Genomic DNA, 26220 nt, shown 5'->3' with positions numbered 1-26220 from the left:
AAACCGGGCATCAGCTGTGGCCAGGGCCTTGGCGAACCGGGACTTCATGGAAGTCCGGCCAGAACCGATTTCAAGAATCCCCGTCAGAGGTTCTGTGGGCCGTGGGGGTGCGGTCGTCCCGCAGCGGCGCCAGGCCGTCACCCCGGAGCAGCCCACCGTCTCCGCAGGGACATCACGCCATGCGAGACGGGTCCGCTGCGGCGAGCATCGACACGTGCGGGGGAAGGCGCGGGCAGTGGCGATACCGAGGGCGTCCTCCACGGGAGTGCCCCTGGGGTCCCCTTCAGAAAGACTTCCGGTGAGGATCCAACAATGAGTCGCATGCTGTTCGTGCTCGTTATCGGAACGATGAACCGGAGCCCCTCGACCCGGAGCCCCTCGACCCGGAGCTCGTACGGGAAGTCCTGGCGCCGTACATCGTCGCCGCTGACGAGGACCTCATGAACGGCGTGCGGATCCGGACCTCCGACGGCCACAAGGTCGACGTGGACGTCAACGAGGTCTGCGTGGCCGTCAACCGTTTCCCGCCCGGCCAGTTCTTCGATGTCCTGGCCGAGTTGGTGGACCGGCTCGGGGCGAGTGTGACCCCAACCGACCGGCCGCTGATTCTCCGCGAGGAGGAGGACCGGGCGCACTTTCCTGCGGAAGCGGGGGAGGGAGCCATCGTCGTCGCCATGACCGGCCCGGCCCTTGAGGGGTATCTCAACGGCTCCTAACGGGAGGCGCGAGGAAGAGGAAGGGGGCGCCCCCGGTGCACCGAGCACCGGGGAGGCCCCCTTCTCGTACGCACGGAAGCGGCGTCAGCCCTTCGACTGTCAGCCCTTCGCGCTCGCGATCCGCTCCAGCTGGGCCTTGACGACCGGCTCCGGGATCGCCGCCTTCTTCGCGTCCAGCATGGTCACGCCGTAGAACGCCGCGATCACGCCCCCGCCGCGCACCACCGTGTACGTCATCGACACCTTCTGCTTGCCGATGTCGCCGGTGATCCGGTACCCCACGGCCTCGTCGCCGAGCTTCGGCGCCGGGAGGCCCTCGACCTTGCCGTAGGAAGGCCGAGGGTCTTGAAGCCCTTGGGGCAGTCGGTGACGGCCGCGCGGAGTTCCTTCATCACCCAGGTGGCGTTGGCCTCCGAGTGCGAGGCGAGCCACATGGAGCCGACGGGTCCAGGCTGATGTTGACGGACTCGCCCCGCACCGCCGGGGCCCGGGTCACCAGTGAGGTGATCGAAGTCTTGCCCGCCCCGATCTGCCCCGACACGATGACGGCGATCGGCTGCGCCTGTCACGTACCGGCCAGCTGCTGCGGCACGATCCGCGCGCGGAAGATCTGCTCGTTCTCCTCCTCGGACAGGACGTAGCGGGTGCGGTCGACGTCTGTCACAGCGCGCTCCGCAGCCGCTCCAGTACCTGCGCGGACTCGGCTCCTGTCGGTCGCACACGGGCCGTGGTTGTCGACCACCACGGGACGAACGCCTCGACTCTGTCAGAAACCGCCGACAACGCCCGCGCTTTTCACGCCCTCTCCCCCGAAGAGGTCCGGGGCGGGCCGGGTGCTCGAGGAACGCCCCCTCCTGACGGCCTTCTACTGCCCGTCGGCAGGGGGCGGGCCTCGTGCTCCCTCCGTACGCGGCTCCGCCTGAGCCCACATACTCACCTAGGGTCTGTCTCTTCGATCATGAGCGGAGCCAGATGGTGATGGCTGCGAACGTGACGGTGCCGAGGAAGACATGGCCGCGCTTGTCGTATCGCGTTGCCACACCTCGAAAGCCCTTGAGCTTGTTGATCGCTCGCTCCACGACGTTGCGCTTCTTGTACCGCTCCTTGTCGAAGCCGGGAGGCCGACCGCCGTGCGAGCCGCGCTTGACGCGGTTCGCCGCCTGGTCGGCCTTCTCCGGGATCACGTGCCGGATACCCCGCTTGCGCAGGTAGGCCCGGGACCGGCGGTTGCTGTACGCCTTATCGGCACTGACGCTGTCCGGTCGCCTGCGGGGCCGCCCGGAGCCGGTCCTCGGAACGCGGATCTTCTCCATGACCGGCTCGAACTGCGTGCAGTCCGCCCGCTGCCCGGACGTGACCAGCAGGGACAGCGGCCGACACCGGCCATCGGCACTCAGGTGGACTTTGGTGGTGAACCCGCCCCGTGAGCGGCCCAGGCCCTCACCTGCCGCACCACCTCCGCCAGGCGGCCGGCCAGGCCCTTCCACGCCGGATCGATCTGGTGTTCCACCACCGCTGCCCCCCTTTAAGGACACGGGCGGAGGCGCTGTGCGAGCCCCGGCGGCGTGCTGATGGGCGCGCATCACCGTGGAATCGACCGAGATGTCCCAGTCGATGGCGCCCTCGGCGTCCGCGACAGCCTGAACCTGCTGGAGAAGCCGCTCCCAGGTCCCGTCGGCCGACCACTGCACATGCCTCTTGTGCACGGTCTTCCACGGACCGAACCGCTCAGGCAGATCACGCCACTGCACGCCGGTCCGCACCTGATGCAGGACCCCGTTGATCACCTGCCGGTGGTCCCGCCATCTGCCACAGCGTCCGTTGCTCACCGGCAGGAGCGGCGCCAGCCGCTCCCACTCACTGTCGGTCAGATCCCCGCGGCCAGTCATATCGAGCCAACGAGTCAGATGATCGGAGAGGCATGGTTCGGGGCAGGGTCAGTGGCACCCCAAAACGACAGGGGCTGCGCAGAAAAGGAGTTCTTGATAAAAAATCTGCGCCCGCGGCGACCACGCCGTGCGCGACCTGCCAGCACCCGAATGCGTCAGTGGCGTTCGCCGGCCTGGGATGCCCGGTTGCGTAGGGTGACCGCAGAGCCGGGCAGGCGAGTGAGCCAGCCCCTGGCCCCGGACGTGGGAAGGGTCGTGCGGTGGGCGAGGCTGAGCACGGGGACGTTCCGAACGGCGGGAAGCCGGACGCGGCAGCGGTTCCGGCCAAGCAGTCGGGCGCCCATCGGTGGCTGCACATTCTCGGCGCTGTCGTGGTGGCAATCGTGCTGCCGGTCGCGGTGGCCGGGATCGTCGCCGGGCAGCTGGGTGCCCACGCCGTGTTCCTCGGCCTGCTCCTCGGCGTCCTCGGGGCGAAGCTCGGCGGAACCCGCCGCATGCTGTACCTCGCCCCCGCGGCGGGGGTTGCGGTCGGCCTGGGCGCCCTCACCGCCTACGACTGGTGGTGGGTGGCGCTCCTCGCGGTGACCGGCGCCGTCGTGGGGGCCGGGATCGGCTTCGGCTGGCTCCCGCCGCTGCTGACGCTCGCCTTCGCCGCCACGTTCGCGGCACCGACGCAGTCCGGCACCGACGCGCTGATCTCCGGGATCATGGCGGCCCTCGGTGTGGGCTACGGCATCGTGATCGCCCACCGCTTCGGCACCGCCCCTGTCACCGAAGGCGACCGCCTGCCCGTCAAGGTGGCCGCCGTGGTGGCGCTCGTGTTCGGCGCCGCCCTCGGTGCCGCGGCCGCACTCGGGGTGGCGCTCGGGTGGACCGAGCCCTACTGGGTACCGGAGCCGATCATCATCCTCGCGCTGTACATCGTCACAGGAAAACGCGACCGCATCCGGGGCAAGGCCATCGGCACCGCCGCCGGCGCCGCCGCCGCCCTGCCCGTGGCGATCCTCGCCCCGTCCGTCTGGGTCACCTCGGCCATCGCCACCGTCGCGTTCATCGCCGCTCTCACCCAGGCCAACAGGTACTGGCTCATGTACGGCCTCTACACCTTCGCCGTCGTCCTCGCCCTCGCCTCCCCCGGCCAGGTCGCCGTCGAAGCCGAACACCGCGGCTTCGAAATCCTCGCAGGCATCGCCATCCTCGTCATCGGCCTCGCCGTCGCCCACGCCATCGGCGACCGCCTCCAGCGGCACAGCCCACAACCCGAACTCGCCACCAGCAATCAAAGCAGCTAACGGCTGCCCACACCTCGCTCGCCCCTCCTGGGCAGCAGTCACCCTCGCAGTCGGCACCATCTGGAGCAGCTCATGATCGGGGAGACACGGCCTGGTCCGTGGTTATGAGCGTTCTGCAGGAGCGGGTGCTTCTCGGAGCGTTCGAGTACCAGACCGTGACATCCAGGTGCAGCCGGGCCCCACGGAGGCCTCAACGTAGATCGGTGCGCGGTCTGGTGCGAGTGGTGGCGGTCACGTGGGCGCCGGGCGGATGCCCTAGCTACGCCCGGCTGGACGCCTTTGGTCAGACCGGCAGCATCCGGCGCCATCGTGGCCACCACCCTCGATAGTGGGCAGGACCGCCGAGCGGCTCGGTGAGGCCCGGCCGCCGGGGACGGTGACGGACGACGAGATCGGTGAGGCTCTGGAACTGCTGTGGGGCACCGCGGCAGTGAACACCCGGAACTCCCGCCGGGCGGCAGTGCTGTCCTGGCTCGGCTGGTGCCGGGACCGCGGCTGCGAGGGCCCGGCGGTCCCGGCCTGGGCGAAGCGGCTGGCGGTGCCGGACTCCGAGTCCCCTGCGCACTCGAGGACGGCGGTACTGCCCGGCTGCTGCCGCGGCTGCTCAAGGGCCGCACCTGCGGCCCGGTGTTCGTCACTCACCGCCGCCGGGGCCCGGCAAGGTGGTCAGCCCGCGCGACGTATGCCCGGACACCGGGCCGGCCCGGCTCCTCCGGCCAGGCACGCGCTCTGCCGGGTGAGCACACGGTCCTTCGGGGGCCGGGCACAGGCTGGGATCTGCACGAGTACCGCCACTCCTCGCTGACCCACCTCGGCGAGCAGGCGCGTCCCTGTTGATGCTGATGGCGAAGTCCCGGCAAAAGAAGCCGGAGAACGTCCGCTGCTACTTCACACCGTCGCCGGAGGCGATTGCCGACCTTACGAGCCTCCTCGCGCCCGGCGGAATCAACCGCTGGGCCGCGTCTTGATCCTTCTCGGTGGCGACGGCGGAGGCGGAGAGGAGCGTCGTAGCGGCGAGGCCGCCCCAGAGGGCGGCCGGGCCGTGGGGTGCGAGAGCGGTGATGACGGCCGGGGAGACGGCGAGGCCGAAGCCCGTGGAGAGCTGGAAGCGCGCGAGGGTGCGTCCCAGGACATGGGCCGGGGCGAGGGCGGTGATGAGAGCGGTGGCGCTGCCGGCGTAGAGGATTTCGCCGAGGGTGCAGACGACGGACACCGTGGCGACGGCCGGGGCGCCCCAGCCGTGTCCCAGTGAGGTGGCCACCAGGAAGCCGAGGTAGGACGTGGTGAGTACCACGCCGGCGAGAGCCAGCACGGTCCGCCGGGAGAAGCGGGACATCAGGACGGTGAGTGGAACCTGCAGGGTGACCACCAGCACCGTGTTGGCCACGAAGATGGCCGCCGACCACACCGGGGATGCGTGCAACTGGGTCACCAGGACCAGAGGGAGAGCGATTTCGGGGACGTTGAGGCAGAAGGCGTAGACCACGTTGGCGGCGAGCAGCGCGCGCATCCGGGGTGGCGGCCCGTCGTTTCTGTCCTTGGCCGGGGCAGCGGCCGGACGGGCACGCAGGTGGACCGACCACGCCAAGGCCGCCGCAGTGAGGTAGGCGAGCCCGGTGACGGCTGCCAGCGCCTGCAATGCGGTGGTGCCGCCCGCCAGGCATGCGGTGGCGAGGAGCGCGCCCGCGCCCATGCCGGCGTTGCGCAGGGCGCGGCCTGCCGCGAGAGCGGTGTCGCGTTCCCGGCCGTGGGCGACCGTGGCCACGAGAGCTGCGTGGGCGGCCGGCCATGCCTGGTTGCCGATGCCGAGGAAGAGCGCCGCCGTCGCGAACAGCCAGACGTGTCCCGCCGGGGCGGCCAGCAGCAGCGCCACGCCCAGCACCCGCACCAGCATCGACGCTGCCACGACCGTGCTGCGTGCGCCCCGGTCCAGCCATCGGCCGACCGCGGGCATGCACACCAGACCGACGACGACGCCGACCGTCATGGCGATGCCGGTGGCGGGCGCGGACAGACCCAGCACCGTCACCCCGTAGAGCAGCAGAAAGGGCCGGAGCAGACCGGTGCCGAGCGCGTCCACGGTCAGGGCGACGGCATAGCGGGGGCCTCCGGAGGCACGGACGAGGGCGCGGGGCTGGATTCTGGTGGTGGGCATGGCGCCAACGGTGCGTTCAACCGCCGGGCCGGCCACGTCGGTTGACTGACATCGTCAACCGACGCCGTCGCCGGCCATCCGGTCGGTGATGATGAGGGGGTGACGTTGAGGATCGACATCAGCGGCCTGCCGTCCGAGCGATTGCGGTTCGCCGCCTCCCCCCTGGCCGAGCTGACCGCGATGCTGCACGTACTGGCCGAACCCGGGCACCATCCGCGACTCGCCGACTGGGCCGGGGACGTCCGGGCGGGGCTGCGGCCGGAGCTGGCCGAGCGGTTGCGGGAGGCGGAGTTCCTCTGGCGTTCCTCACGAGCCGACTTCCTGGTCCCCGCTCGTCCCCGGCCCACCCTCGCCGATGAGTTGGACGACGTGGACCGGATCGACGACGAAACATATGTGAGTTCCGCGCTCGTTACCACGTGCGGCAGCAACCGGGTCCACTTCGCCGCGCCGTCGCCGCTCACCGACGCGACGGCGCGCGAACGGGCCCTGGACCTGGCCCAGGCCCGCGGCCCGCTGCAAGAGGCCTTCGCGGAACGGCTGCTCGCGGACCCGGCCGCCGTACGGGCACGGGTGCGCCGCACCCTCGAACAATGCGCCGACGCCTTCTTCGACGCCGCCTGGACGAGCGTCGCCGTGCAACTGGCCACCGATCTGCGTCTGAAGAACGACCTGCTGAAGCGCCAGGGCATCGGGGCGGCACTCGCCTCGGTCTCCGGCGCGGTCACCCTGGCGCCGGACGGCGACTGCATCGTCGTGGACAAGCTGCAGGACAGGGCGACCGCCGCCCACGGCACCGGGGTCACCTTCATCCCCAGCGTCTTCGGCCGCCCGCACCTGGTGGTGGTCCACGCGCCCGGATGGCAGCCGGTGGTGCAGTACCCCGTGGCCGAGCCGAATCCGCCAGAGCCGGTGTCGCTGGAAACCGTCACGCTTCGGCTGGAGGCGCTCGCCCATCCGGTACGGCTGCGGTTGCTGCGTACCTTGGCCCGCGGCCCGCACACCACCGGCGAGCTGGCCCACGCCTGGGAACTTTCACCCCCGGAGGTATCCCGCCACCTCGCAGTCCTACGCCACGCCGGGCTGCTCACGGCCCGGCGGCGCGGTCGCTACGTCCACTACACCCTCGACCTGTCCGCGATGACGACGCTGGGCACGAACCTGCTGTCGGCCGTGCTGCGCTGAGCGCCTTCGGTACTCAGTGGCTTCGGTCTGCCGGAAAGCGGGCGACCGCCGGCTTCGCAGCATCGTCCGACTCGCCGTGGTGGCCGGCAGTGTGGCCGGCCGCCGCGCGTCCGAGTGCCGGCGCAGCAGCGACGCCTTGCCGTCCACCCCGTACCGCGACAGCTCCGCACGGCGCCGCGACGGTATCCCCGACACGCCCAGGGCTCCCATCCCGAGTACGGCGATCTCCTCCGCCCGCTCCCACGCCCGCTTCATCTGCGACCCCGAGATCCGCACCGGCCCGCGCCGCAGCCGGTCCAGCTTCGAGACCGGAGGCCCGGTCGGCAAGGTCGTCCAGGCGGTGATAGAGCCGAATGATCCGGGACCTCTAGGCGCTGTCTGGCAAATGATCTTGGGTGGGTTCGCGGAGCCAGAGGATGAGTGCGGCAAGGTGGACTCCGGATTTGTAGCGGTCGGCGAGCTTGTCGAAGCGGGTGGCGATCGCGCGGAACTGCTTCAGACGGCCGAAGCAGCGATCCACCACGTTGCGGGCCCTGTAGAGCTCGCGGTCGAAGGCCGGCGGCCTGCCGCCGGCCTTCCCTCGCCCACGCTGTTGGCCTTCTAGTCCACCGTTCAGGGACCACCGCTCGGATGCCCCACCCCCGTCGTCGTCCCGCCCGGCAACCTCAGCGACTCGACCCGCCCTGGACGCCTTGAGGGCGCCGCGGGCCAGCGCCGGGCGGGGCCTCGTCGGAGGCCCGCGCACCGCTCCCGACGGACACACTGTCCGGGACGTGCGGCGGCGATTACGATCGCCCGCGTGACTGGCGGCATGGTGGGAGCGATCACCGGTCTGTTCCGGGGACGCGGGCGCGCGGGCGAGCGCGTGGACGAACTAGCCCGGGTCGAGGCGGAGATCGCCGCGTTCGGGGAGGCGCTTGCCGGGCATCCCTTCCTGCCGGACCACCATGTGCACAGCTCCCGGCTCCTCGCCGACTACCAACGGGTGCTGGACGCGTATGAGCGGGCCAAGCGGGACTTCGTCGGCGACCGGAACCTGCGGGACGCCGCCGGCGTGCTGCGGGCCCTCGACGAGGGGCGCCACGCGCTGGCCTGCGTGGACGCCGCCGTCGCGGGCCTGCCGCGCCCCCATCGGCTTCCCCTCTGCTTCTTCGATTCCCGCCATGGGTGGTCGGCCGAGAAGGTCCGCTGGACCTCCGCCGGGGGCGCCGCGAGGGCGGTCGCCGTCTGCGCCGCCGATGCCGTACGCCTGGCTGAGGGACGGCCGCCGATCGAGCGCGGCCTGCGGGAGCGGGCACCGGACCCACGGCCCGTGTCCCGTACGAAGGGACGCCCCGGGCACGGATCGGCCGAGGCGGCCCCGACTCTTTCCCCGCCCACCTCCGCGGACCCGTACGGGACATGGCCCGCGAACACGGGAACGCGGCAGCGCCGGGAGAACAGTGGCGACACGGGGGTCCAGCTGAGCCGTACCGACCCGCGCGAGCCCGCGCTGCTCGTGGTCCACCTGGAGCGGGCGGCCGACTCATGGGTCGAGCTGACCAGCCCGCGCGGCGACGACGAGCTGCCCCAGCAGATCCTCACGCACGGCTCCTCGCTAACGCGGGCGGTCGTCCCGGTCCCCGCCGACGGCCGTCACACGGTCCACTTGGAGATGCACACTCGGCGGGGGTGGCGGATCTGGTTGCACCCGCCGGAGAAGATCCCGCTCCTGATGGGGGAGGTGGGCTCGACCGGCTCGTACGTCCTGCGGCATCCCCATGCTGATGGAGGCGATCGGCGCCTGACACCCGGTGGCGGGAGGAGGTCGCTCTCCGCCCGCCACCTCAGCATGGGGACTTGCCCGGACGATCCTGTTCGGGGGCAGAAGGAGAGGGCTTCGGCGGTTGCAGTGCCTCCGCCGATCTTCGCCTGGGTGGCGAACGGTGCTGGCCCGGTGCAGGGGCCGCGCCGGTCAGCCCGTCGTCGGCCAGACCTGGAGCAGGTAATGCTCGGCGATGGGCTCGTCCTCCTCCTGGACGCCGTCGGGGTGGAGTCCCCGGCCTCGGGCGTGGAGGCGCATGCGATAGCCGCCCGGACCGGTGAAAGCCAGGTTGACCTCGTAGGCCTCCATGTCGTCGGACTCCTCGTCGGGCCCCATGCTGGCGGCAAGGTGCGTCACTCCGACGGTGGAGGTGTAGTCGAATTCGACAGCCTCTTCCCACTGCTGCGAGTCGTCCGCCGCAAGCTGCTCGGGCGACAGGTCGTAGGAGATCATCGCCGTTCCGGCGCTGATTCCCGCGAGGGCGACGGCATGGTTCTCCCCGCCGGCGACCAGGCCGTTCTTACCCGCCGCCACGACTGTGCGGTTCTTCACGTAGTCGAGGTCGTCATCGTCGAGGAGATAGAACTGGTTCTCCGCGACGGAGAATCGGTAGGGGCCTTTCAGCATCCGGTCACTCCCGGTGAGGTCGGGCACGCGCGCTCAGTTGGTGCGTGCGTAGAACGTGTCGCCCGGGATGATCCGGTGGGCGTCGTAGAACTTGGCGAGCTGCGTTCCGCCCTGCCGGTTGTGGCCGGCGTCGATCATCTTTCGGCTCTGGGTCTTCCCGATGATCCCTCCGCCCTCCGTCGTCGAGGCGTAGGGGTACTCGACGCGCTGCTTCCCTTTCGGCCGAGGCAGGGACGTCGGGCAGGTCTTGCGCCTGTTCACGGACGACACCGCAAGCGCTGGTGACAGGGGCCCGGAGATGGTAGTGACAACTCCGGGCCCCGCCTTCCAGGATCTCGCAACACCTCACCGCACCGCAATCAAGGAGGAGGAACCGATGACGAATGCGCTCCGCACGTCGGTTGGCGCGCTCGCGATCTGCGCCCTGGCGCTCATCGTGGCGACCGTCCGCCGTGACGACGCCGACTGGCTTGTGCCGGCGCTGTGGGTCGTCTGGCCGGTCTGGACTGTCATGGTGACCGGCACTGTCTGGTTGATCCGCCGGCAGGCGTAGCCGGCACCTCGTCGCCCCGCCCACACGGCCCGACCGTGTGGGCGGGGCTTCGTCATGCAACGCCCCGTTCCCAGGAGCGGGAGAACCGTTGCGCCTGACGAACGGCGGCCCTACCGCCTACCGGTAATCCGCTGGTCGTTGCACGCCGCGGTGCCCGTGGACACGCGGCGAGCGAGCGGCGATGGGCGAGATCGCCGTCACCTCGAGGGCCAGTCGTCACTGACAACTGACGTGGGCGGAGCGTGCTTCTGCGGCGGTCTCGTCGTCTTCGTGTGCGAGAGGCGGCATGGTTGTGCGAAGAAACGTGCAGAACGGCTGTTACTCGGCTTGGTCACGCGGTTGGCGGAGTGGGCCGAGTGGTGCGATCGGTTGTGGGCCGGTGTGGGCAAGGGCTTGTGGTTGATCGCTGAACGGGTGGGTGTAGCCGTCAGTGAATGTCAGGGCCACGTCTGTTGCATATGCGTGCCTTGTGAAGGTGACAGTTACGGATATGTCCGTATCTGGTAACGGGCTCCGGTTGGCATTCCGGCGGGGCCGGCGGGGCTGCAGAGTTCGGGTCCTCGGCCCGCACCGGACCGGGACCCGCACCGCTCTCACCAGTCGTATCGGCTGGTGAGGCACCGTTCTTTGAGGAGACATCACCCATGTCTGCTTCTTCGACCGCCCGTCGTATCGCCGCGACCGTCCTCGCGGCCGGCGCCATGGTGTCCGTCGTCGCCCTGCCGGCCTCCGCCCACGACGGCGACCGTCACCGGACGCCGAAGGTGGAGATCAGCCGTGTCCAGGCCGACAGCCCCGGACGCGACAACCGCACCAACCGGTCGCTGAACGCCGAGTGGGTCGAAATCACCAACAACACCCGCCACGCGGTCAACCTCGACGGCTGGACCCTGAAGGACGAGGACGGCCACCGCTACCGCTTCAACGACGTCCGTCTCGCCGGCCGCTCCACCGTCCGTATCCACACCGGTGAGGGCCGCGACACCCGCACCGACCTGTTCCAGGACCGCCACAGCTACGTCTGGGACAACCACTCCGACACCGCGACCCTGCGCGACGACCGCGGCCGCACCGTCGACACCGAGTCCTGGGGTCGCCACCACCACCGCCGCTGACCCCTCCCGTTGATGCCCCGTCTTCCGCCACGTCCACGGCGGAAGACGGGGCATCGTCCTGTGGCCGGGCGGGTACGTCAGAGGCGTTGCGCGGGACGGCCACCGGCGTATGCGGCAGGGGTCAGCGACACCGCCTTCGCCCGCTGACGACGCTACGAGCCGCCACTGAACGGTGGTTGCGCCGGAAAGGTCAGCGCAGGCGGAGTGTCACCTCGGCGACGTTCTGGTCGTCGTAGGTGACGCTGAACGTCTCGCGGGTGCCGGACCCGCATGCCTGGAACTCCCGGGTCCTGCCCGCGGCCGGGTCAATGCGTACGACGGCGCACTTGCCGTCCTTGCGGGTGGCGTCGACCCAGCCGTAGACCTTCACGTCGCCCATGTCACAGGCGGTGGTCCATTGAGCCTGGGCGCCGTCGATTCGCGGGGACCTGCTCGACGGGCACCGGTCCGCGCTCGCCGTCGCGCCGGTCGCGACGACGACTCCTGCGGCGAGCACGCAGCTGATGGCGGCTGAGGCCAGTGGCTTGGTGATCCTGTACAAGTTCTCTCCTTGTCAGGCGGAGGGCTCGTACGGAGCTGATGTGTAGGGCGAGCAGGTCAGGGGGCGGGGGTGTAGTGGACGACGGCGGTTTCGCAGGGGCCTTCGGCGTACAACGCGAGTGCGTCGGCCTCGCCCTGGTCGGCCGTCAGTCCCCAGCGGAGCTTGGTGGCGACCCACTCGGATACGTACCGGCAGTGCGCGTCCGGCAGCGGGCGGCATCCACTCGCGCGGGTTCTGGTCGGCCTTCGAGCGGTTCGTGCGGGCGGTGACGGCGACGAGGGAGGTGGCGGCGTCCTGGTCGTTCGCGTACGCCTCCCGCCGCGCCGGGGTCCAGGCGCTCGCACCAGCTGGCAGGGAGCGTCATTCGAGCGGTGCGGTATTCCTCCCTGGCGATGGTGGCTGGCGGTCCGAGCCGGTGTCCCTTACTGGTGCGGCCGTTGCCCGGCCAAGAGTGCCCTGATGGCGTTGCGGTCCGCGGGGAGGCCGACGTCGTCGAACCACGAGGTGACGAGGTGGGTGTATCGCCAGTACACGTCGCGGTCGGCGAGAGAGTCCAGGTAACGGTGCTGGGCCGGAGTGAGCTTGGCACCCTGCTCATAGCCGGAAGGGCATGCCGCAGGCGACCTTCAATGTGCGGCAGCGGGTCTGTAGCCCAAGGGTCGGCAGCGGTGGGTTCGCGGAACCAGGAGTCGATGGCCGCGGGGTCGAGCAGGGCGCGGAGGATCGTCCGCGTCGCCTCGGTGTTGCCGGCGCATCCCGGTGACAGAGCGGCGCAAGACCGGATGGCGGGGTCGGGGTCGGCGAGCCATCTGGTGGTGTCCTCGCCCAGGCGCCGATGGCCAGGATGGTGGCAGCGCGTTCACGCCGGTCGGTGCTCTCGGCAAGCAGCTGCCGGAGGATCTGGGTGGTTCCGGAGACTCGACCAGTCAGCTCGGGAGACTGGAGGAGCGCGGCGGTGGCGCTGAGGGCGGCCTCCCGGACGGTGGGGTCCGGGGCCAGGAGGTGCGGGAGGACGCCGTCGTAGATCAGGCCGCGGACATCGCGTACTGCCTCGGTGACGCCCGGATCGTTGCCGTCGTCCTCGTCGGTCGTCTCGCCGTAGGCTGCCGCATCCGCGATCCGGCCCAGCCATTCGAGCAAGGCGGCGCGCAGTGGCCGAAGGCGGTCGTCCCAGGTGGTGTAGTTCTCATGGGGGACAGCGTGGAAGGGGCGTTCAACGCCGCGGCTACGAACAGGGTGGCCGGCGCCGTCGCACTGTACAAGGAGTCCTGGTGCAGGACGGATATGTCCAACTGCCCCAGCGCTCCCGCTTGAACCTCCGCGTCCTCGTCCAAGAGAGCTGGAGCAGGCGAAGTGGCGTGTCCTGGGCTGCTCCGTAGGCATGCTCCAGCGCAGCCCAGTCGGTGCCCTCGAGCACGGAACGCGGATCAGGTAGTTGGCCGGCCACGGGCTGACGGGAGTGGGCACGGCTGCTCGGCGAACAGGGCCGACAGGCAGAGGCGCTGGAGATACTCGCCCCGTACCTCGCTACCTGTACTTTACGGACACAGAATGCAGTGCCCTCAGCCGAGGAACACGACGAGCAGCGCAAAAGCACGTTGTCCCAAAGGAAAGGAATGATGCACCCCATGAAATACACCGTCTCCATCGAGATCGCCCTGCCGCGGGAGAAGGTGGTCCAGCTGCTCGCCGACCCGGCACATCTGCCGAAATGGCTGCGGGGCCTGGTGCTGCACGAGCCGCTGAGTGGGGAGCACGGGCAGCTCGGCACCAAGTCGCGGGTCATGATGCAGATGGGCCAGCGGAAGATCGAGTGCACCGAGACCATCACACGCCGGGAACCGGCAGACCTGCGCGAGATCCCGAAAACGAGCGTCGTTCACTTCGACCGCGAGATCGTCGGCGAGGGAATGTGGAACGCCGTGCGCGACCGGCTGACCGAAGCCAGCCCGGAAACGACGCTCTGGGAGAGCGAGAACGAATACCGGTTCAGCGGCTTTCTGATGAAGCTGGTGGGACTTCTGATGCCCGGCGCCTTCCGCAAGCAGTCGCAACAGCACATGCAGGACTTCAAGGCGTTCGCCGAGCAGGGAAAGGACGTCCGCGAGGAGGAGCGCGGGCAGGCCGTGTCGCATCAGATTGGTGATCGCGCCCCGGCGTTCTAGCTGCCGCAGCACCCGTGCCGGGAGGCGACCGCGGCCCGGATCACCCGGGCGGGTGGTGCCTTTCACCGGAGAAACGGCCCAGCGTGAGCGCCTGTATCGCTCCGAGCAGGTGACGGGCGGGTCTTCGGCGGAGGTTCGTCCCCACCGATCGCCGAGCGCGTCGCACAGTGGGTGACGTGAATGTCGAGGAGGTGGCCGAGGAACTGTACGGGCTGAAGCCGTCCGAGTTCGTTGCTGCGCGGGACGCATACGCCGCGCAGGCGCGGAAGACAAAGGACACTGCGGCGGCGAAGGCGATCGCCGCGCTGCGCCGGCCGGTGCTCGCGGCGTGGGCGGCGAACCTTCTGGCCCATGAGCGACGGCAGGAGGCCGCTCAGTTCCTGACGCTGGGGGAGACGCTGCGGGAAGCCCACCGGACGCTCGATGCCGATCAGCTGCGGGCGGCGAGCCGGCAGCAGCAGCAACTCATCACCGCGCTCGCCCGCACGGCCGCTGCCCTGGCCAGCGAAGCCGGACAGTCGGTGAGCGACACGGTGCTGTACGAGATCGAGCAGACCCTCCACGGTGTGCTCGCCGACCCGGACGTCGCCGAGCAGTGGTCGAAGGGTCGGCTCGTGAAGGTGCCCGAGGCCGCGGTCGACTTCGCTGCCGTCACTCCGGAGACGGTGCCCGCGCGCCCGGCTCCGGTCGAACAGCCCGGGCCGAAGAAGAAGCCGGGGCGTGAGGCGGCGCGGCTGCGCGACCTCGAGCGCGCTCGTACGACGGCGGAGGAGGCCGACGCCGAGGTCGGCCGGCGCGAGCGGGAGCTCGCCAAGGCGCGTGATGCGCAGGAGTCCGCCGATGGGAAGCGGGAGGAGGCGGCCGAGCGGGTTCGCCGCATGGAGCACGAGCTTCAGGGTGCCCGGCAGGCGAAGGCCGAGGCCAAGGCAGCCGAGGCGGAGGCCGGTACGGCGGTAAAGGCGGCGGAGCGTGCCCTGCGGGAGGCGCGCAGGTCCGCCGAGCAGGCTGCTCACGCGGTTCAGCGTCTGGAGCAGCCGACCGAGTCGTAGACGGCCCGGCCGCCGAGCCGGGAGCGAGCAGCCGGTGCGGCGCCTGGGGCGATCTGGCTGCCGCCGCGCGGGAGTTGGCGGATTTCACTCGATGGTGGCGGGAAGTCGCGCACGCACCACCAGCCGCGGACTGTGACTCCGTCACGCAGTGCGCACGTGCTACGGATCAGAGTGACCCATTTCCGCAGGTCACGGCAGGTCCACCGCGCAAATGATCACTTACGCTCGGCCCCGAAGAGTTCCTGGAGGCCTTCACCAGCTACTCCGCCCGCAACGACATCTACGTCATGCACGACGCCCCCGCGGCACGCGCGATGCTCGAGGCGGACTCACCGGCGTGGTAGCGCAGCAGGATCTCCGTTTGGGGAGGCGTAGCGTCGCCAGATTCGCCGGGGGACGGGACTTGGGCTTCGGACGCTGAGGCGCAGGAGTCTGCCGGGATGGGTCTCCGCGCCACTCGTCCTTCGGGATCCGCAGGCGGATGGTCGTGTGCGGCACCGTGAAGGCTTTGGCGAGGCTGTAGGCGCTCTCGCCGTCGCGGTAGGGCTGCCGGATTTCTTCGTCCGGCAGGTCCAGACGGCCCCGGCACGGTCGTCTCGTGACCGGCGTCAGCACCCGTCAGGCGGATGTGTACCTATCGACTCCTGCGGCTGCGGGCACGGCCACAGCCCCCCGCGCCCCGTGAGGATGGCCCCCTCGGATCGCTGCTCCCTTTTTCCCCCGCCCGGACCCGCTCACCGCGCCGCTCCGTGGTCGCAGCCCTACGCTCGGTACATGCGACGCCGACAGATGCACATGTCCCGAGAGGCCCAGGACGCCCTGCTCAAGGCACTGCAGGAGCTCCGGGCAGAGCTGAAGGCTCCTACGGAATTTCCCGCGCATGTGCTCGAAGCGACTGAGGCCGCCAAAGCCGCGGTCCGGCTGCCCGACAAGGACGCCACCCACCTGCCGTTGTTCACGATCGACCCGCCGGCCTCGAAGGACCTCGACCAGGCCATGTACCTGGAGCGGCGGCCCGGCGGCGGGTACCGCGTGCACTACGCCATCGCCGACGTGGCCGCTTTCGTGAAGGCGGGTAGTCCGCTGGACGCCGAGGCTCGCGACCGGATCGAGACGCTGTACTTCCCTGACCTCAAGGTGCCCCTGTACCCGCCCTCGATCTCCGAGGGGCCGGCCAGTCTGCTTCCGGATCAGGTCGTCCCCGCCCTGCTGTGGCAGCACGACCTGGACGCCGACGGCAACGTGACCGACTCGACCGTGAGCCGGGCCAAGGTCCGCAGCCGGGCCAAGCTCAGCTACGCGGGGGTCCAGCAGGACATCGAGGCCGGCACGGCTGAGGAGTCCGTCGCCCTGCTGCGCGAGATCGGCAAGCTGCGGGAGGCCGTCGAGGCCGCGCGCGGCGGGGTCTCGGTGAACCTGCCGGACCAGGAGGTCACCCTGGAGGACGGATCGTTCCGGCTGAGCTACGTGGCGGCACTGCCGGTGGAGGGCTGGAACGAGCAGATCTCCCTCATGACCGGAATGGCTGCGGCCCGGATCATGCTGGACAGCGGTACCGGGATCCTGCGGACCCAGAAGGAGCAGGCCGACCAGCACGTGGTCCAGCGCGTGCACGACATTGCAAAGCTCCTGGGCATCGACTGGAAGCCCGGCGTCTCCTATGCCGCGCTGGTCAACTCCCTCAATCCGGCTGACCAGAAGCACATGGCCTTCCTCAGCGAGGCCACCGCCATGCTGCTCAAGGCGGAGTACACCACCTTCCGCGACCACCACATCCCGGAGCACACGGTCCACGCGGCTATCGCGGCCCCGTACTCCTACTGCACGGCCCCGCTGCGTCGCCTCATCGACCGGTACACCGGTGAGCTGTGCGTGGCTGCGTGCGCCGGCCAGGCCCCGCCGAGCTGGGTGCTCGACGCCCTGTACTGCCTGCCGTGCGACATGGCGCGGGGGAAGGGGAAGGTGGCGGACCGGCGCGCGGTGGACCTGGCGGAGGCCGCGGTGCTGAAGAACCGGGTGGGCGAGGTCTTCGGCGGCACGGTCATCAACACCGACGCGGAGGACGAAAAACCGAAGGAGGGCATGGTGCACCTCGCGGAACCAGCCGTGATGGGCAGGATCACGTCCGGCGCCAAGCTCGACCTGGGCGCGAGCGTCCAGGCCAAGCTCACGCGGGCCGACCCCCTCTTCTCGGGCAAGAACAAGATCCTCTTCAATACGGTGTAGCGGCCCGTCGACTCCGGCGGGCCGGGTCGCCCGCGCGGCCGGCACCGCCGCGACGACGGCCGTCGAGTCGTCGGCGTGGGAGGCCGGGTCGGTCACCTCGCCGGTGCCGCCCGCTGGGGCCAAGGGACACCGCTGCTCAGCACCTTCTAGAAATGGACTGGACAGGCTCGGCGAACTCTTGTCCGCCGAGCCCCAGCCGGTTCCAGGTCGCCGTAGACGTCGTGGAAGCCCGCCCGAAGACCGCGGAAGAGGGCTGAATGCAGGGCGGGAAGCCGCACGGCGGTGCGGTGTGTCGACTCCTTCACCGTCCAGCGCACCGGGCCCGAACACTCCAGAACCCGACGGGCTCGGCGGAGCAAGGCTTCCGATCGCTCGGCCACCACTCGGTCGATGTCATTACCGAGGACCATGACGAAGGCCATCGCGGAAGTGGTGTGGTCCTCGAACCAGTCCATCCACAGCAAGTAGGTGACGGCCTCGACGTTCCGGTCCGCCTCCAACCGCTGACGATAGCTGTCCCACAGGCGCGTCGGCCGGCGACCGGGCGGACCCCTTTCGTGCCGGGCACAGCGCGCGCAGGACAGTGACGACCTTGCCGAGAATGACGGCATGGTCACCCGGGATCGGCTCGTACCCGGTGTCGTCGGGCACCAGTCATACCAGGCCGTCCTCACGGCGCAGTCGCTTCAATGTGGTTTCGCCGTCCAGCATGGCGGCGACGATGTCGCCATGGTCGGCCTCGGGACTGGTGAGCTCGCATGTTCAGGTGTCGCGTATGCGCGGCCGAGCCCAGACGGGGCTCGCGCTGAGTGCTCGGCGCGAGCTCGGCGGCACCCGGCAGTCTGCTGGTCGGCGATTGACATGATGGGCGGCGGCAACTAGTCGGGCGGGTCCTCCGATCGCGTCCGTTGTTCATGGTGACGCGCGACGGCGCGAATACCGAATGGGACTCGATGCCCTCCGAGGAGTTACGCGTCAACGGCAAGTCCACGGCCTGACGGGGCGTGACTCGGGAGGCCGCCCGGCTCAACCGGCTGCACGCACGCATGAGCGGCTCCGACTCTGCGCGGGCCGCGCCTATGACGCCATGGACCGTTCGGCACGGCCCGCGCACTCCATGAGCGGGCAGCCCCGCCCCGTTGCCGACAGCAACCGACTGGGGAACGAAGAGCAGCCCTGGCACAACGCCGAGAACGCGCCCGCATCCGCAGCGAGAAAGGCATCCGCAGGGGAGGGCGCTCCGTCCTCGAGACCGTGGCCTGAGTCGTCTTACGCGCGGCACACCGCACACGTTTCCCGGATCACCGCCTCGGGCGGCGGCCATCGCTGTCGAGAGCTTCAGCTAAGTGGCTGTTGTTCCGAACTTGAGGAGTGCTGGTCGAACGGGAGTCACCTGAACTCCCGACCCGACCGGTCCTCCCCCGCCGTCGTGACCTCCGCGTCCATCACATCGAGCGGCAGCATGACCGCGCGCACCGGGTGGACGTCACGTCGCCGAGGTGCCCGGCCGCACGGCGAGGCCAGAGCACCCACAGGCACGACGCCTGGCGTACCGCCACCACCAGCGTCCTCGCAGCAGTGCGCAGCTTGTCACCCGAGCGGTGGGAGGCGAGGACGTCCGCAATGGCCAACCGGCGGCGACTGTGAAAATCGCTGTCCGATCACCAGAGCACGGTGATAGACATCCGGCGTGGAAAAGAATCTTGAGTTCCCTGACCTGTTGCGACTGATCGATGAACGGTCGACCGCCTTCCGCGCCGTGGTCGCCGCCGCGCCCGGTCTCGACGCGCAGGTGCCGACCTGCCCCGGGTGGACGCTGTTCGATCTGGTGAAGCACCTGGGTGGGGGAGACCGTTTCTGGGCCGCCATCGTCGGCGCGGGGTCTGCCGACGCTCCCCCGGCCGAGGCCGTCGCCGCGCGCGCCGCGCTGGAAGTGCCGCAGGAGCGTGAGGCCCTGCTGGCCTGGCTGGCCGCGTCGACGCAGCTCCTGCTGGGCGCCCTGCGCGAGGCAGGCCCGGAGAGCGGTTGCTGGACGTGGTGGCCCGCGTCGCAGTCACCGCAGACCGCCGACGGCACCGCCCGGCACCGGGTCCAGGAGACCGCGGTGCACACCTACGACGCCCAGCTCGCCGGGGGCGCCCCGCAGCCGCTGCCGGTCGAGCTGGCACTCGACGGTGTGGAGGAGTTCCTGTTCACCGTCTGCGCAACGCCGAGTGCCTGGCCGCACAAGCCCACGGCCTTCGACTTCCACGCCGCCGAGGGCCGCTCCTGGCGCCTCACCGTCGACGGCGACGGCGCACGCACCACCCGCATCCCCGCGCCCACCGCCGCGACCGGCGAAGAGTCGGACGCAGCCGGCGCCTCCGTCCACGGCACGGCCAGTGAGCTGGTCCTCTACCTGTACGACCGGATCCAGGCCGACTCCTTGCACGTTGACGGAGACGCAGGGCTGCTCGACCTGCTCCGCGCCTGGGAGCCGGAGGAGAAGTAGGACGTAGCGGGGGCTGTTGGCCGCGCCTCGAGCCGGTAGGACACGACTCTTCGCCAGGTTCGTCAGTCGCGGCACCGGACTCAAACCCGCGAGGCGGCCTCGGGGCGTCACCAAGCCGACCGTCTACCTGGATGGCAGTGCGAATTTGTCCGTCCCAGCGATCACGAGAAGCGACGCGACTGCCGTCGTCCCGATCTCGTCGAGAAGTCAGTCGATCGGCTGCCGTGCATGAGAGCAGGGCCTCTTGGTAGCTCGAAGGGTGTCGAAGCCAACGTGCTGTCCAGGAGGCCCTGTTGTCGCATTTCTACGGAAACGCGGGAGTGGGGTCCACTTCAGCCACTCTCGCGTGTGACTGTCTGGCTCACAGGTTCGGGAACGCCAGAGACCACGGGGCGCGCGAGCGTCGGTATCCCACCGACATGTCGGACGCCGAGTGGGCGGTGGTCCGGCCACTGCTGCCGGTGCCGGGCTGGTTGCGGGGCCGGGGCGGGCAACCCGAGGCTTATTGCCACCGCGCGATGCTGGACGCGATCCGCTACCTGGTCGACAACGGCACGAAGTGGCGGGCCATGCCTGCCGACTTCCCACTGTGGGACCAGGTCTACGCGTTCTTCCGGCGCTGGCGCAACCACGATCTGGTCCGCGAGTTCCACGACCGGCTCCGCCGCCTGGTCCGCGAGCGGGCCGGGCGGGACTCGGAGCCGGGCGCGGGCGTGATCGACTCGCAGTCGGTCAAAGCGGACGCGGTCGTCGGCTCTGACAGCCGCGGCTTCGACGGCGGCAAGCTGATCAACGGGCGCAAGCGGCACGTCGTGGTCGACACCCTTGGCCTGCTGCTCGCGGTGATGATCACCGCAGCGGATGTGGGCGACCGCGCCGCGGCCCAGGTCCTGCTCACCCAGGTCACTGCCGCGCACCACCTGCTGGCCCTGGTCTGGGCCGACGGCGGATACACCGGCAGCCTCGTCGAGTACTGCCTCGCGGCCCTCGCCCTGGTCCTCGCCATCGTCAAACGCAGCGACGACATGCGCGGCTTCGTCGTGCTGCCCAAGCGGTGGATCGTCGAGCGGTTCTTCGCCTACCTGATGCGAAGTCGCCGTCGTGCGCGACTTCGAGCGTTCCATCGCCAGCGCGGAGGCGATGGTCTACTGGTCGATGACGATGCTCATGACCCGCCGCGTTGCCCGGCCACGTCCTTCGCGAGCGTGAATCGGCCAGGTGCCGGCTCAATCAGCCAGCCGCGCGCCGTCAGCCGCTTGGCCTTCGATCGCAGTGCCTCCACCTTTCCCGGTACGGGGTCCAGGCCGAAGCAGGCGGCCATCTCCTGGCACGTCAACGCTCCTTGACCGAGTCGGTTACGGTCGCTGAGGGCCTGCAGGATGCGCTGGTAGTCCACCGACAGCGCCGACCAGGCCAGCCCCGCGCGCCACACCGGCACCACTGTTTTCGGCTTCGCCGCCTCCGCCGGTTCGGGCCGCGCCGGTTGCACACCGGGAGCCGGCAGACCCTCGGAGGCGGCGGGGCCGACGACGGCGTCGTTGCCCGGGGCCAGTACCTCGCCAACGCGTGAGCGGGCGATGACCCACTCGTTCCACTCCCGCTCAGCCAAGGCCAGCTCCGCCTGGAGGCGGTCGGCCTCCTCCCGCAGATCGTCGACACGACGGCGAGCGGTGAGCTCACGCTGTTCCAGCAGTCCCACGACCGACGGGATCCTCGACCTCCACCAAAGCAACGACACGACACGTCACCACTGCCACGAGACCGCCGACCCTATGCCTGACCAGCGAGAACGCAGTCCTCAAGCCCGGAAAGACAACAACCTCTAAGCTTGACGTTTTTGGTCCGCCGTCGAACAGGGCTCGAACTTGTTCGGGGTTTCCCCTGTTCACGGCGTGTCCACGGGGCCAGGGCCTGATCCTGCGGGCAGAGGTCGGCGCGGCGCGTGGAGGCCGGATCGTGGGACAGGTCGAGCACGGGGTTCAACCAGACGCGTTCACGACGGTGACGGCGTTCCGCACCGAGCTGTACGCCTCCCTGCTTGCCCGGGGTGATGCCCTCTTCGAGCTGTGTGATGCGTTGTTGTGCACCGACGTTCCGGTTCGCACGCTCGTGGACTTGGCCCTCGCGCCCGAGCACCGGCGCGGGCACGGCGCCCTCTACGCCGGACTGAACCAAGGCCGGATCGACGTCGCCCGGCTCCGCCGTGCCCTGGTCGAGTGCCGCTGCCCCGCGCGGCCGACGGGCGTCTGGTGCTGGCGGTCGACGTCTCGCCGTGGCTACGGCCGGACGCCGACACGTGCTCGGACCGTTCCTTCTGCCACACCTTCGGCCGGGGCCTGGGCAAGCACCAGATGGTTCCGGGCTGGCCGTACTCGATCGTTGCCGCGCTGGAGAGCGGCCGCACCTCCTGGACCGCCCTGCTCGACGCGATCCGGCTGGAGCCCGGCGCCGACCTCGCGGCCGTCACAGCCGTCCAGGTCCGCGAGGTCGTCGAACGCCTCATCGCGGCGGGCCAGTGGCAGCGGGGCCAACCGGACGTCCTCGTCGTCCTGGACGCCGGCTACGACGCGCCTCGCATCGCGCACCTCTTGGCGGACATGCCGATCGAGGTCTTGGGCCGGCTCCGCTCTGACCGGGTGATGCGCAAGCCGGTCCCAGTCCCGTGGATCTGCCCGCCGCAGGGCGGTCGCCCGCCGAAGCATGGAGGCGAGTTCGTGTTCGGCGACCCGCTCACCTGGGGCGAGGCGGCGGCGGTCACCTCCACGACCACGGAGCGGTACGGGATCGCGACCGCTCAGGCGTGGGACCGGCTCCATCCCCGGTTGACACGCAGGGCCGCGTGGGGGGATCACGTGGGGCCGTTGCCGATCATCGAGGGCACGGTGATCCGGTTGACTGTGGCGAAGCTGCCCAGCGGCGGGGTCAACAAGCCGGTCTGGTTGTGGTGGTCGGGCACCGGGGGCGCCGCCGGGGACATCGACCGGTGTTGGCAGGCGTTCCTGCGCAGGTTCGACGTCGAGCACACGTTCCGCCTGCTCAAGCAGACCCTCGGCTGGACCCGGCCCAAGCTCCGCGACTCCGCTGCGGCCGACCGCTGGACCTGGCTCGTCCTGGCCGCCCACGCACAACTCCGCCTCGCCCGCCCGCTTACCGCGGATCTTCGCCGGCCGTGGGAACGACCGGCGGAACCGAACAAGCTCACCCCCGCCCGGGTTCGCCGAGGGTTCAGGAACCTGCACGCGCGGACGGGCACGCCGGCCCGTGCACCGAAACCCACCCGACCCGGCCCCGGCCGCCCACTCGGCTCGAAGAACCAGCAACCCGCCACCCGCTACGACGTCGGACGCGTCCTCGCCACCGGCGAGCCCTACACTCGGCCCTCACACCACAAGGTCGGCACCAAGCCACGGCGCACTGGAGAACGTCAAGCCTAGACTCTGACGATGATCGAGATCCTCGAGAACCTGGACGTGCTGTCCCGACCACACCTCGACCTCACGACCGTCGAGATGGGCGGCACGGCGCTGGGAGCACCAGCCACCAGCATTCCACGCCGGATCATCACCCAGGCCCAGTCCTCCGTGGTCGCCCAGTACTGCGGCGGGACCAACATCGACAGCGAGTACCACGACGCCGACGGGCGGCGGCTGACCCTCGACGAGGTCATCGACCATGCTGCCCGGTCAGACGGGTTCTTGTACTGCGCCGACAAGCTCACCTACAAGATTCGGGCCGGAGTCGTCGTCGGCTTCGCGATCTACGGACCTCATCTTTCCCATTTCTCCCACCTGGCCTCGTACGAGGATCTCCTGGCCGTGTTCGGCACACCCGACAGGGCGCAGGAAGACGAGGCATACGGCGACCTCATGGGCTACGACAACTACTACTGGGGCGCGCAAAAGCACGTGCGGTGGGACGCCTGGGACGACCGAATAAGCCTGATCAACCTGGGCGCTTTTGAGGGCAACGCGGGTCCGTGACCTTGCCGGATCCAGGCTCGAGAGTGTGCTCCGGCTTGACCTTGATACTGACTGCCCGTCGTGGAACTGTCGCACTGAGGTTAATCGTCAAGCTAAGGGCTGTCCCGTAACTGCCAGGAGGGGCGAATCAGGCTCAGCCCCCCTCGTGGTCTGCTGCCGCGGCCCAGCGACGGACGTGTGGGTCGGGATGGACTCGGGCGGATGCGAGTGTGCTTTCACGTAGTTCGTGCAGGGATAGCGGGTATGCCGCGCGGGAGGTAGGCAGGCCCAGCAGGACCCGGTGGCGCATCTGCAGGTCGGTCGCTTCGGCGAACACCCGCATGGATGCCTCCAGCCAGGCGGCCTTGATGTCCTGTGAATCGTCCAGAGCGGGATCACGTACCCCGCCGGGCCCGTACGCCGGGGATCGATCTGCACGCAAGGGCACATGGGCGCTGTACCAGGCCCGCACGGCACCAGCTCGCTCAGCATCCGTGCCGATGCGCAGATAGTCGACCAATGCCGCCATCACACGGCGGCGTCCGAATGCGTAGACCGCCGGCTCGACGAACCAGCGGCAGAAGCCGGGATCTGGGTCGTACACGGCTGCAGCCATCAGCGGGGCGAACAACACCTCCGGCAGAGTTGCGCGTTCGAGCAGGGGCTTACGCACCGCATGGGCGAGACTGCGGGCCTGGTCGTTCGGCTTCATGGCGACGTCTCCGACGTCCAGCTGCCGAGCCACCTCTATCGCGCATGTCAGGAATGAACGCGGTTCTATGCCGCTCTGCTCGTCTTCGGCCACGGCAGCATTCTGGACTGGCCGTGTCGGCAGGCACAGCATCGGTGGCCGCTGACCTTGCGGAAGGACACTCGCTCGCCCTCCTCTGGCTGGAACGATCACGGTGTGGCTGGTGTGGCCATGGCGTCGGAGCCGCCCTGGATAGCCCCGTTCTCCGGGCTGAGCCCGCGCGCCTTCGGGAAGCTGGTGACGGTTCTCAGGCGCCAGGGCACGGACACAGTCCGCAAGGGCCGGCCGTGGAGCCTTCCGCTGGAGGACCGGGCCCTGCTGGTCGCGGAACCGGCGGACCACTACAGGTGACGTTCCTCCGCAGCCCCACATCAGAACGCACTCGGCGAGGAGACGGCCGGCTCGCTGATGGCTCTCCTGAACCGGGCGGCAGCCGTTCGCGTCGAGGTCGGTCGCAGACCGCTGTCGGAATATGACGAACTGACCGGCACCCGTCCCTTCACACCCCACCCCACGCCGGAGGAGCCCAGTTGAGCGAGCTGGTCAGCACCCGAATCCGCACCACGGCTGCCAAGCTTGGCCTGCCCCACCTGGCCGAGAGCCTGAACCAGTACGCCGGCCGGGCAGACGAGGCCAAGATGGGCTACCTCGACTTCCTCAACCTGGTCCTGTCCGAGGAACTCGCCGTCCGCGTTGACCGACGCTTCCGACAGGGCTTGCTGCTGTCCAAGCGGCCGCACCATAAGACGCTCGACGAGTACGACTTCGCCTTCCAGCCCGAACTCGATCCCCGCAAGGTTAGGACCTCGCCACCCTCGCCTTTGTCGAGGCCAAGGCCAACGCGGCCCTGCTGGGTCCGCCCGGGGTCGGCAAGACCCACATCGCCGTCGCGCTCTCGGTTCGCCGCCTGCCGGGCCGACTACTCCGTCTACTTCACGACCCTCGACGACATGGTCCGCCAGCTCAAGGTCGCCGAGGCGGCCGGACGCCTCAACAGTAAACTCTGTACCTATCTTCGCCACGGCGTTCTGTCGTCGACGAAGTCGGCCACCAACCCCTTGAACGCGCTGAGGCGAACTGGAGTTCCAGGTGATCTCGAAGCGCTACGAAAAGGGCTCGATCATCCTGACGTCGAACAAGACCTTCAGCGAATGGGGGCAGGTGTTCGGTGACGAGGTTCTCGCCACGGCCAACCTCGACCGCCTCCTGCACCACTGTGACGTCGTCTCCATCAACGGCCCCAGCTACAGACTCAAGAACCGGCTCGCCGCCATCGAGCGCGAGACCGCAGCCTAGACCGAGGGCCGGGCTGGGCTGGGGACTCATCGAACGATGCGGATGCCTGGCAGCGGAGACGTCTCTTCGCCTTCCGCGGTGAGGACTTCTCGCGCCAACCGCCGGGCGCGTTCCCACCCGGCGTCGGTGGACAATGCCTCCCTTGTCCACCGATCCACGTAGATGTCCTGGTACATCTCGCTGAAAGCTTCATCGATCATCTGCAGCGAGGGCAACACATCACGACTGAGCTGACCCTCATCGACCAGTCGCCCAGCGAGGCGGAAAACATCATCGAAGCCCAAGGCGATCTCGTCCGGCGGCACGTCGTATTCGTCCAGCCAAGCCACCTGATCCGAAGCCGGCGCCGCGACCACGACTACCGCCTCGATCAGCATGCGATGACAGCTCCTCGCTGCCTGGGAGC

At 69.6% G+C, this 26220-nt stretch carries 22 protein-coding genes and 9 pseudogenes; 15 read left to right on the top strand and 16 right to left on the bottom strand.

Annotated features, from left to right (window positions below; genetic code table 11):
- Positions 1 to 440: 440 nt before the first annotated feature.
- A complete protein-coding gene (locus OG361_RS04165; RefSeq protein WP_405851899.1) occupies positions 441 to 716 on the top strand; it encodes a hypothetical protein in 276 nt (91 codons plus the stop codon).
- 99 nt (positions 717 to 815) lie between these two features.
- On the opposite strand, the gene OG361_RS04160 is transcribed toward OG361_RS04165, so the two are convergent.
- The 3 genes from OG361_RS04160 to OG361_RS04150 form a co-directional block, all read right to left on the bottom strand.
- Positions 816 to 998, bottom strand: coding sequence for a hypothetical protein (locus OG361_RS04160; protein ID WP_405851897.1), 183 nt, complete (start codon positions 996 to 998; stop codon positions 816 to 818).
- Between the two features lie 109 nt (positions 999 to 1107).
- Entirely contained in the window at positions 1108 to 1257 is a 150-nt protein-coding gene (locus OG361_RS04155; protein WP_405851896.1) for a hypothetical protein, read from the bottom strand.
- Between the two features lie 415 nt (positions 1258 to 1672).
- Positions 1673 to 2605 (bottom strand): IS5 family transposase, encoded by a 933-nt coding sequence (locus tag OG361_RS04150; RefSeq protein ID WP_405851895.1) that lies wholly within the window; start codon positions 2603 to 2605, stop codon positions 1673 to 1675.
- A gap of 260 nt (positions 2606 to 2865) precedes the next feature.
- On the opposite strand from OG361_RS04150, the gene OG361_RS04145 reads away from it, so the two are divergent.
- Positions 2866 to 3897, top strand: coding sequence for an FUSC family protein (locus OG361_RS04145; protein WP_405851894.1), 1032 nt, complete (start codon positions 2866 to 2868; stop codon positions 3895 to 3897).
- Positions 3898 to 4222: 325 nt separating this feature from the next.
- Positions 4223 to 4865 (top strand): annotated as a pseudogene (locus OG361_RS04140) (hypothetical protein).
- Here OG361_RS04140 and OG361_RS04135 read toward each other — a convergent pair.
- Entirely contained in the window at positions 4781 to 6052 is a 1272-nt protein-coding gene (locus tag OG361_RS04135; RefSeq protein WP_405851893.1) for an MFS transporter, read from the bottom strand. The pseudogene OG361_RS04140 and the gene OG361_RS04135 sit on opposite strands and share 85 nt — an antisense overlap.
- A gap of 99 nt (positions 6053 to 6151) precedes the next feature.
- Here OG361_RS04135 and OG361_RS04130 point away from each other — a divergent pair, with 99 nt between their 5' ends.
- Positions 6152 to 7237, top strand: a complete 1086-nt coding sequence (locus tag OG361_RS04130) for a DUF5937 family protein (RefSeq protein WP_405851892.1) — start codon at positions 6152 to 6154, stop codon at positions 7235 to 7237.
- 63 nt (positions 7238 to 7300) lie between these two features.
- Here the strand turns inward: OG361_RS04130 and OG361_RS04125 are convergent.
- From OG361_RS04125 to OG361_RS04105, 5 genes and pseudogenes are all read right to left on the bottom strand, one after another.
- Positions 7301 to 7567, bottom strand: a pseudogene (locus tag OG361_RS04125) (hypothetical protein); the annotation flags it as partial.
- 37 nt (positions 7568 to 7604) lie between these two features.
- Positions 7605 to 7896: pseudogene (locus OG361_RS04120) on the bottom strand (transposase); the annotation flags it as partial.
- 215 nt (positions 7897 to 8111) lie between these two features.
- A complete protein-coding gene (locus OG361_RS04115) occupies positions 8112 to 8369 on the bottom strand; it encodes a hypothetical protein (RefSeq protein WP_405851891.1) in 258 nt (85 codons plus the stop codon).
- An 822-nt stretch (positions 8370 to 9191) separates the two neighbouring features.
- On the bottom strand, positions 9192 to 9668 hold the full coding sequence (locus OG361_RS04110; protein ID WP_405851890.1) for a hypothetical protein: 477 nt from the start codon (positions 9666 to 9668) through the stop codon (positions 9192 to 9194).
- A gap of 33 nt (positions 9669 to 9701) precedes the next feature.
- Positions 9702 to 9929: a NucA/NucB deoxyribonuclease domain-containing protein gene (locus OG361_RS04105; protein WP_405851889.1), complete on the bottom strand. Its 228-nt coding sequence runs from the start codon at positions 9927 to 9929 to the stop codon at positions 9702 to 9704.
- A 115-nt stretch (positions 9930 to 10044) separates the two neighbouring features.
- On the opposite strand from OG361_RS04105, the gene OG361_RS04100 reads away from it, so the two are divergent.
- Both OG361_RS04100 and OG361_RS04095 read left to right on the top strand, forming a co-directional pair.
- On the top strand, positions 10045 to 10221 hold the full coding sequence (locus tag OG361_RS04100) for a hypothetical protein (protein WP_405851888.1): 177 nt from the start codon (positions 10045 to 10047) through the stop codon (positions 10219 to 10221).
- Positions 10222 to 10865: 644 nt separating this feature from the next.
- Positions 10866 to 11336, top strand: a complete 471-nt coding sequence (locus OG361_RS04095) for a lamin tail domain-containing protein (protein WP_405851887.1) — start codon at positions 10866 to 10868, stop codon at positions 11334 to 11336.
- A gap of 190 nt (positions 11337 to 11526) precedes the next feature.
- On the opposite strand, the gene OG361_RS04090 is transcribed toward OG361_RS04095, so the two are convergent.
- From OG361_RS04090 to OG361_RS04080, 3 genes and pseudogenes are all read right to left on the bottom strand, one after another.
- Entirely contained in the window at positions 11527 to 11877 is a 351-nt protein-coding gene (locus OG361_RS04090) for a hypothetical protein (RefSeq protein ID WP_405851886.1), read from the bottom strand.
- 56 nt (positions 11878 to 11933) lie between these two features.
- Positions 11934 to 12225: pseudogene (locus OG361_RS04085) on the bottom strand (HNH endonuclease); the annotation flags it as partial.
- Between the two features lie 246 nt (positions 12226 to 12471).
- Positions 12472 to 13017: a hypothetical protein gene (locus tag OG361_RS04080; protein WP_405851885.1), complete on the bottom strand. Its 546-nt coding sequence runs from the start codon at positions 13015 to 13017 to the stop codon at positions 12472 to 12474.
- A 488-nt stretch (positions 13018 to 13505) separates the two neighbouring features.
- Between OG361_RS04080 and OG361_RS04075 the strand changes: the two genes are divergently transcribed.
- The 3 genes from OG361_RS04075 to OG361_RS04065 all read left to right on the top strand — a co-directional run bounded on the left by OG361_RS04075 (position 13506) and on the right by OG361_RS04065 (position 17317).
- Positions 13506 to 14042 (top strand): SRPBCC family protein, encoded by a 537-nt coding sequence (locus OG361_RS04075; protein WP_405851884.1) that lies wholly within the window; start codon positions 13506 to 13508, stop codon positions 14040 to 14042.
- Between the two features lie 176 nt (positions 14043 to 14218).
- The gene (locus tag OG361_RS04070; protein ID WP_405851882.1) at positions 14219 to 15091 is read left to right on the top strand and encodes a hypothetical protein; all 873 of its coding nucleotides are present in this window, start codon (positions 14219 to 14221) and stop codon (positions 15089 to 15091) included.
- A gap of 774 nt (positions 15092 to 15865) precedes the next feature.
- A complete protein-coding gene (locus OG361_RS04065) occupies positions 15866 to 17317 on the top strand; it encodes an RNB domain-containing ribonuclease (RefSeq protein ID WP_405851881.1) in 1452 nt (483 codons plus the stop codon).
- Between the two features lie 573 nt (positions 17318 to 17890).
- On the opposite strand, the pseudogene OG361_RS04060 reads toward OG361_RS04065, so the two are convergent.
- Positions 17891 to 18061, bottom strand: a pseudogene (locus OG361_RS04060) (LexA family protein); the annotation flags it as partial.
- Between the two features lie 946 nt (positions 18062 to 19007).
- Here OG361_RS04060 and OG361_RS04055 point away from each other — a divergent pair.
- Both OG361_RS04055 and OG361_RS04050 read left to right on the top strand, forming a co-directional pair.
- Entirely contained in the window at positions 19008 to 19808 is an 801-nt protein-coding gene (locus OG361_RS04055; RefSeq protein ID WP_405851880.1) for a maleylpyruvate isomerase family mycothiol-dependent enzyme, read from the top strand.
- A gap of 419 nt (positions 19809 to 20227) precedes the next feature.
- A pseudogene (locus OG361_RS04050) lies at positions 20228 to 20875 on the top strand (IS5 family transposase); the annotation flags it as partial.
- 98 nt (positions 20876 to 20973) lie between these two features.
- Here the strand turns inward: OG361_RS04050 and OG361_RS04045 are convergent.
- Positions 20974 to 21519, bottom strand: a complete 546-nt coding sequence (locus OG361_RS04045) for a hypothetical protein (protein WP_405862057.1) — start codon at positions 21517 to 21519, stop codon at positions 20974 to 20976.
- A gap of 245 nt (positions 21520 to 21764) precedes the next feature.
- Between OG361_RS04045 and OG361_RS04040 the strand changes: the two are divergent.
- Both OG361_RS04040 and OG361_RS04035 read left to right on the top strand, forming a co-directional pair.
- Positions 21765 to 23242: pseudogene (locus OG361_RS04040) on the top strand (NF041680 family putative transposase).
- Positions 23243 to 23251: 9 nt separating this feature from the next.
- Positions 23252 to 23788, top strand: coding sequence for a hypothetical protein (locus OG361_RS04035; protein ID WP_405851879.1), 537 nt, complete (start codon positions 23252 to 23254; stop codon positions 23786 to 23788).
- Between the two features lie 133 nt (positions 23789 to 23921).
- Here OG361_RS04035 and OG361_RS04030 read toward each other — a convergent pair whose 3' ends face one another.
- Positions 23922 to 24572: a hypothetical protein gene (locus tag OG361_RS04030; protein WP_405851878.1), complete on the bottom strand. Its 651-nt coding sequence runs from the start codon at positions 24570 to 24572 to the stop codon at positions 23922 to 23924.
- Between the two features lie 102 nt (positions 24573 to 24674).
- Between OG361_RS04030 and OG361_RS04025 the strand changes: the two are divergent.
- Together OG361_RS04025 and istB are read left to right on the top strand one after the other, a co-directional pair.
- A pseudogene (locus tag OG361_RS04025) lies at positions 24675 to 24845 on the top strand (IS5/IS1182 family transposase); the annotation flags it as partial.
- A gap of 203 nt (positions 24846 to 25048) precedes the next feature.
- Positions 25049 to 25814 (top strand): annotated as a pseudogene (gene istB / locus OG361_RS04020) (IS21-like element helper ATPase IstB).
- A gap of 26 nt (positions 25815 to 25840) precedes the next feature.
- Here the strand turns inward: istB and OG361_RS04015 are convergent.
- Positions 25841 to 26191: a hypothetical protein gene (locus OG361_RS04015; protein ID WP_405851877.1), complete on the bottom strand. Its 351-nt coding sequence runs from the start codon at positions 26189 to 26191 to the stop codon at positions 25841 to 25843.
- Between the last annotated feature and the right edge of the window lie 29 nt (positions 26192 to 26220).

It is taken from the genome of Streptomyces sp. NBC_00090 (genome assembly GCF_045160815.1).
Taxonomy (GTDB): Bacteria; Actinomycetota; Actinomycetes; order Streptomycetales; family Streptomycetaceae; genus Streptomyces.
Note: the sequence above shows the minus strand (reverse complement) of the source record. Positions and strands in the feature narration are given on the sequence as shown.

Bases quoted from the DNA above. Each gene is read 5' to 3' on its own strand.
- OG361_RS04165 (WP_405851899.1), top strand. From the start codon at position 441: ATGAACGGCGTGCGGATCCGGACCTCCGACGGCCACAAGGTCGACGTG.
- OG361_RS04150 (WP_405851895.1), bottom strand. From the start codon at position 2,605: ATGACTGGCCGCGGGGATCTGACCGACAGTGAGTGGGAGCGGCTGGCG.
- OG361_RS04135 (WP_405851893.1), bottom strand. From the start codon at position 6,052: ATGCCCACCACCAGAATCCAGCCCCGCGCCCTCGTCCGTGCCTCCGGA.
- OG361_RS04115 (WP_405851891.1), bottom strand. From the start codon at position 8,369: ATGGGGGCGCGGCAGGCCCGCGACGGCGGCGTCCACGCAGGCCAGCGC.
- OG361_RS04110 (WP_405851890.1), bottom strand. From the start codon at position 9,668: ATGCTGAAAGGCCCCTACCGATTCTCCGTCGCGGAGAACCAGTTCTAT.
- OG361_RS04100 (WP_405851888.1), top strand. From the start codon at position 10,045: ATGACGAATGCGCTCCGCACGTCGGTTGGCGCGCTCGCGATCTGCGCC.
- OG361_RS04095 (WP_405851887.1), top strand. From the start codon at position 10,866: ATGTCTGCTTCTTCGACCGCCCGTCGTATCGCCGCGACCGTCCTCGCG.
- OG361_RS04075 (WP_405851884.1), top strand. From the start codon at position 13,506: ATGAAATACACCGTCTCCATCGAGATCGCCCTGCCGCGGGAGAAGGTG.
- OG361_RS04065 (WP_405851881.1), top strand. From the start codon at position 15,866: ATGCGACGCCGACAGATGCACATGTCCCGAGAGGCCCAGGACGCCCTG.
- OG361_RS04035 (WP_405851879.1), top strand. From the start codon at position 23,252: ATGATCGAGATCCTCGAGAACCTGGACGTGCTGTCCCGACCACACCTC.
- OG361_RS04015 (WP_405851877.1), bottom strand. From the start codon at position 26,191: ATGCTGATCGAGGCGGTAGTCGTGGTCGCGGCGCCGGCTTCGGATCAG.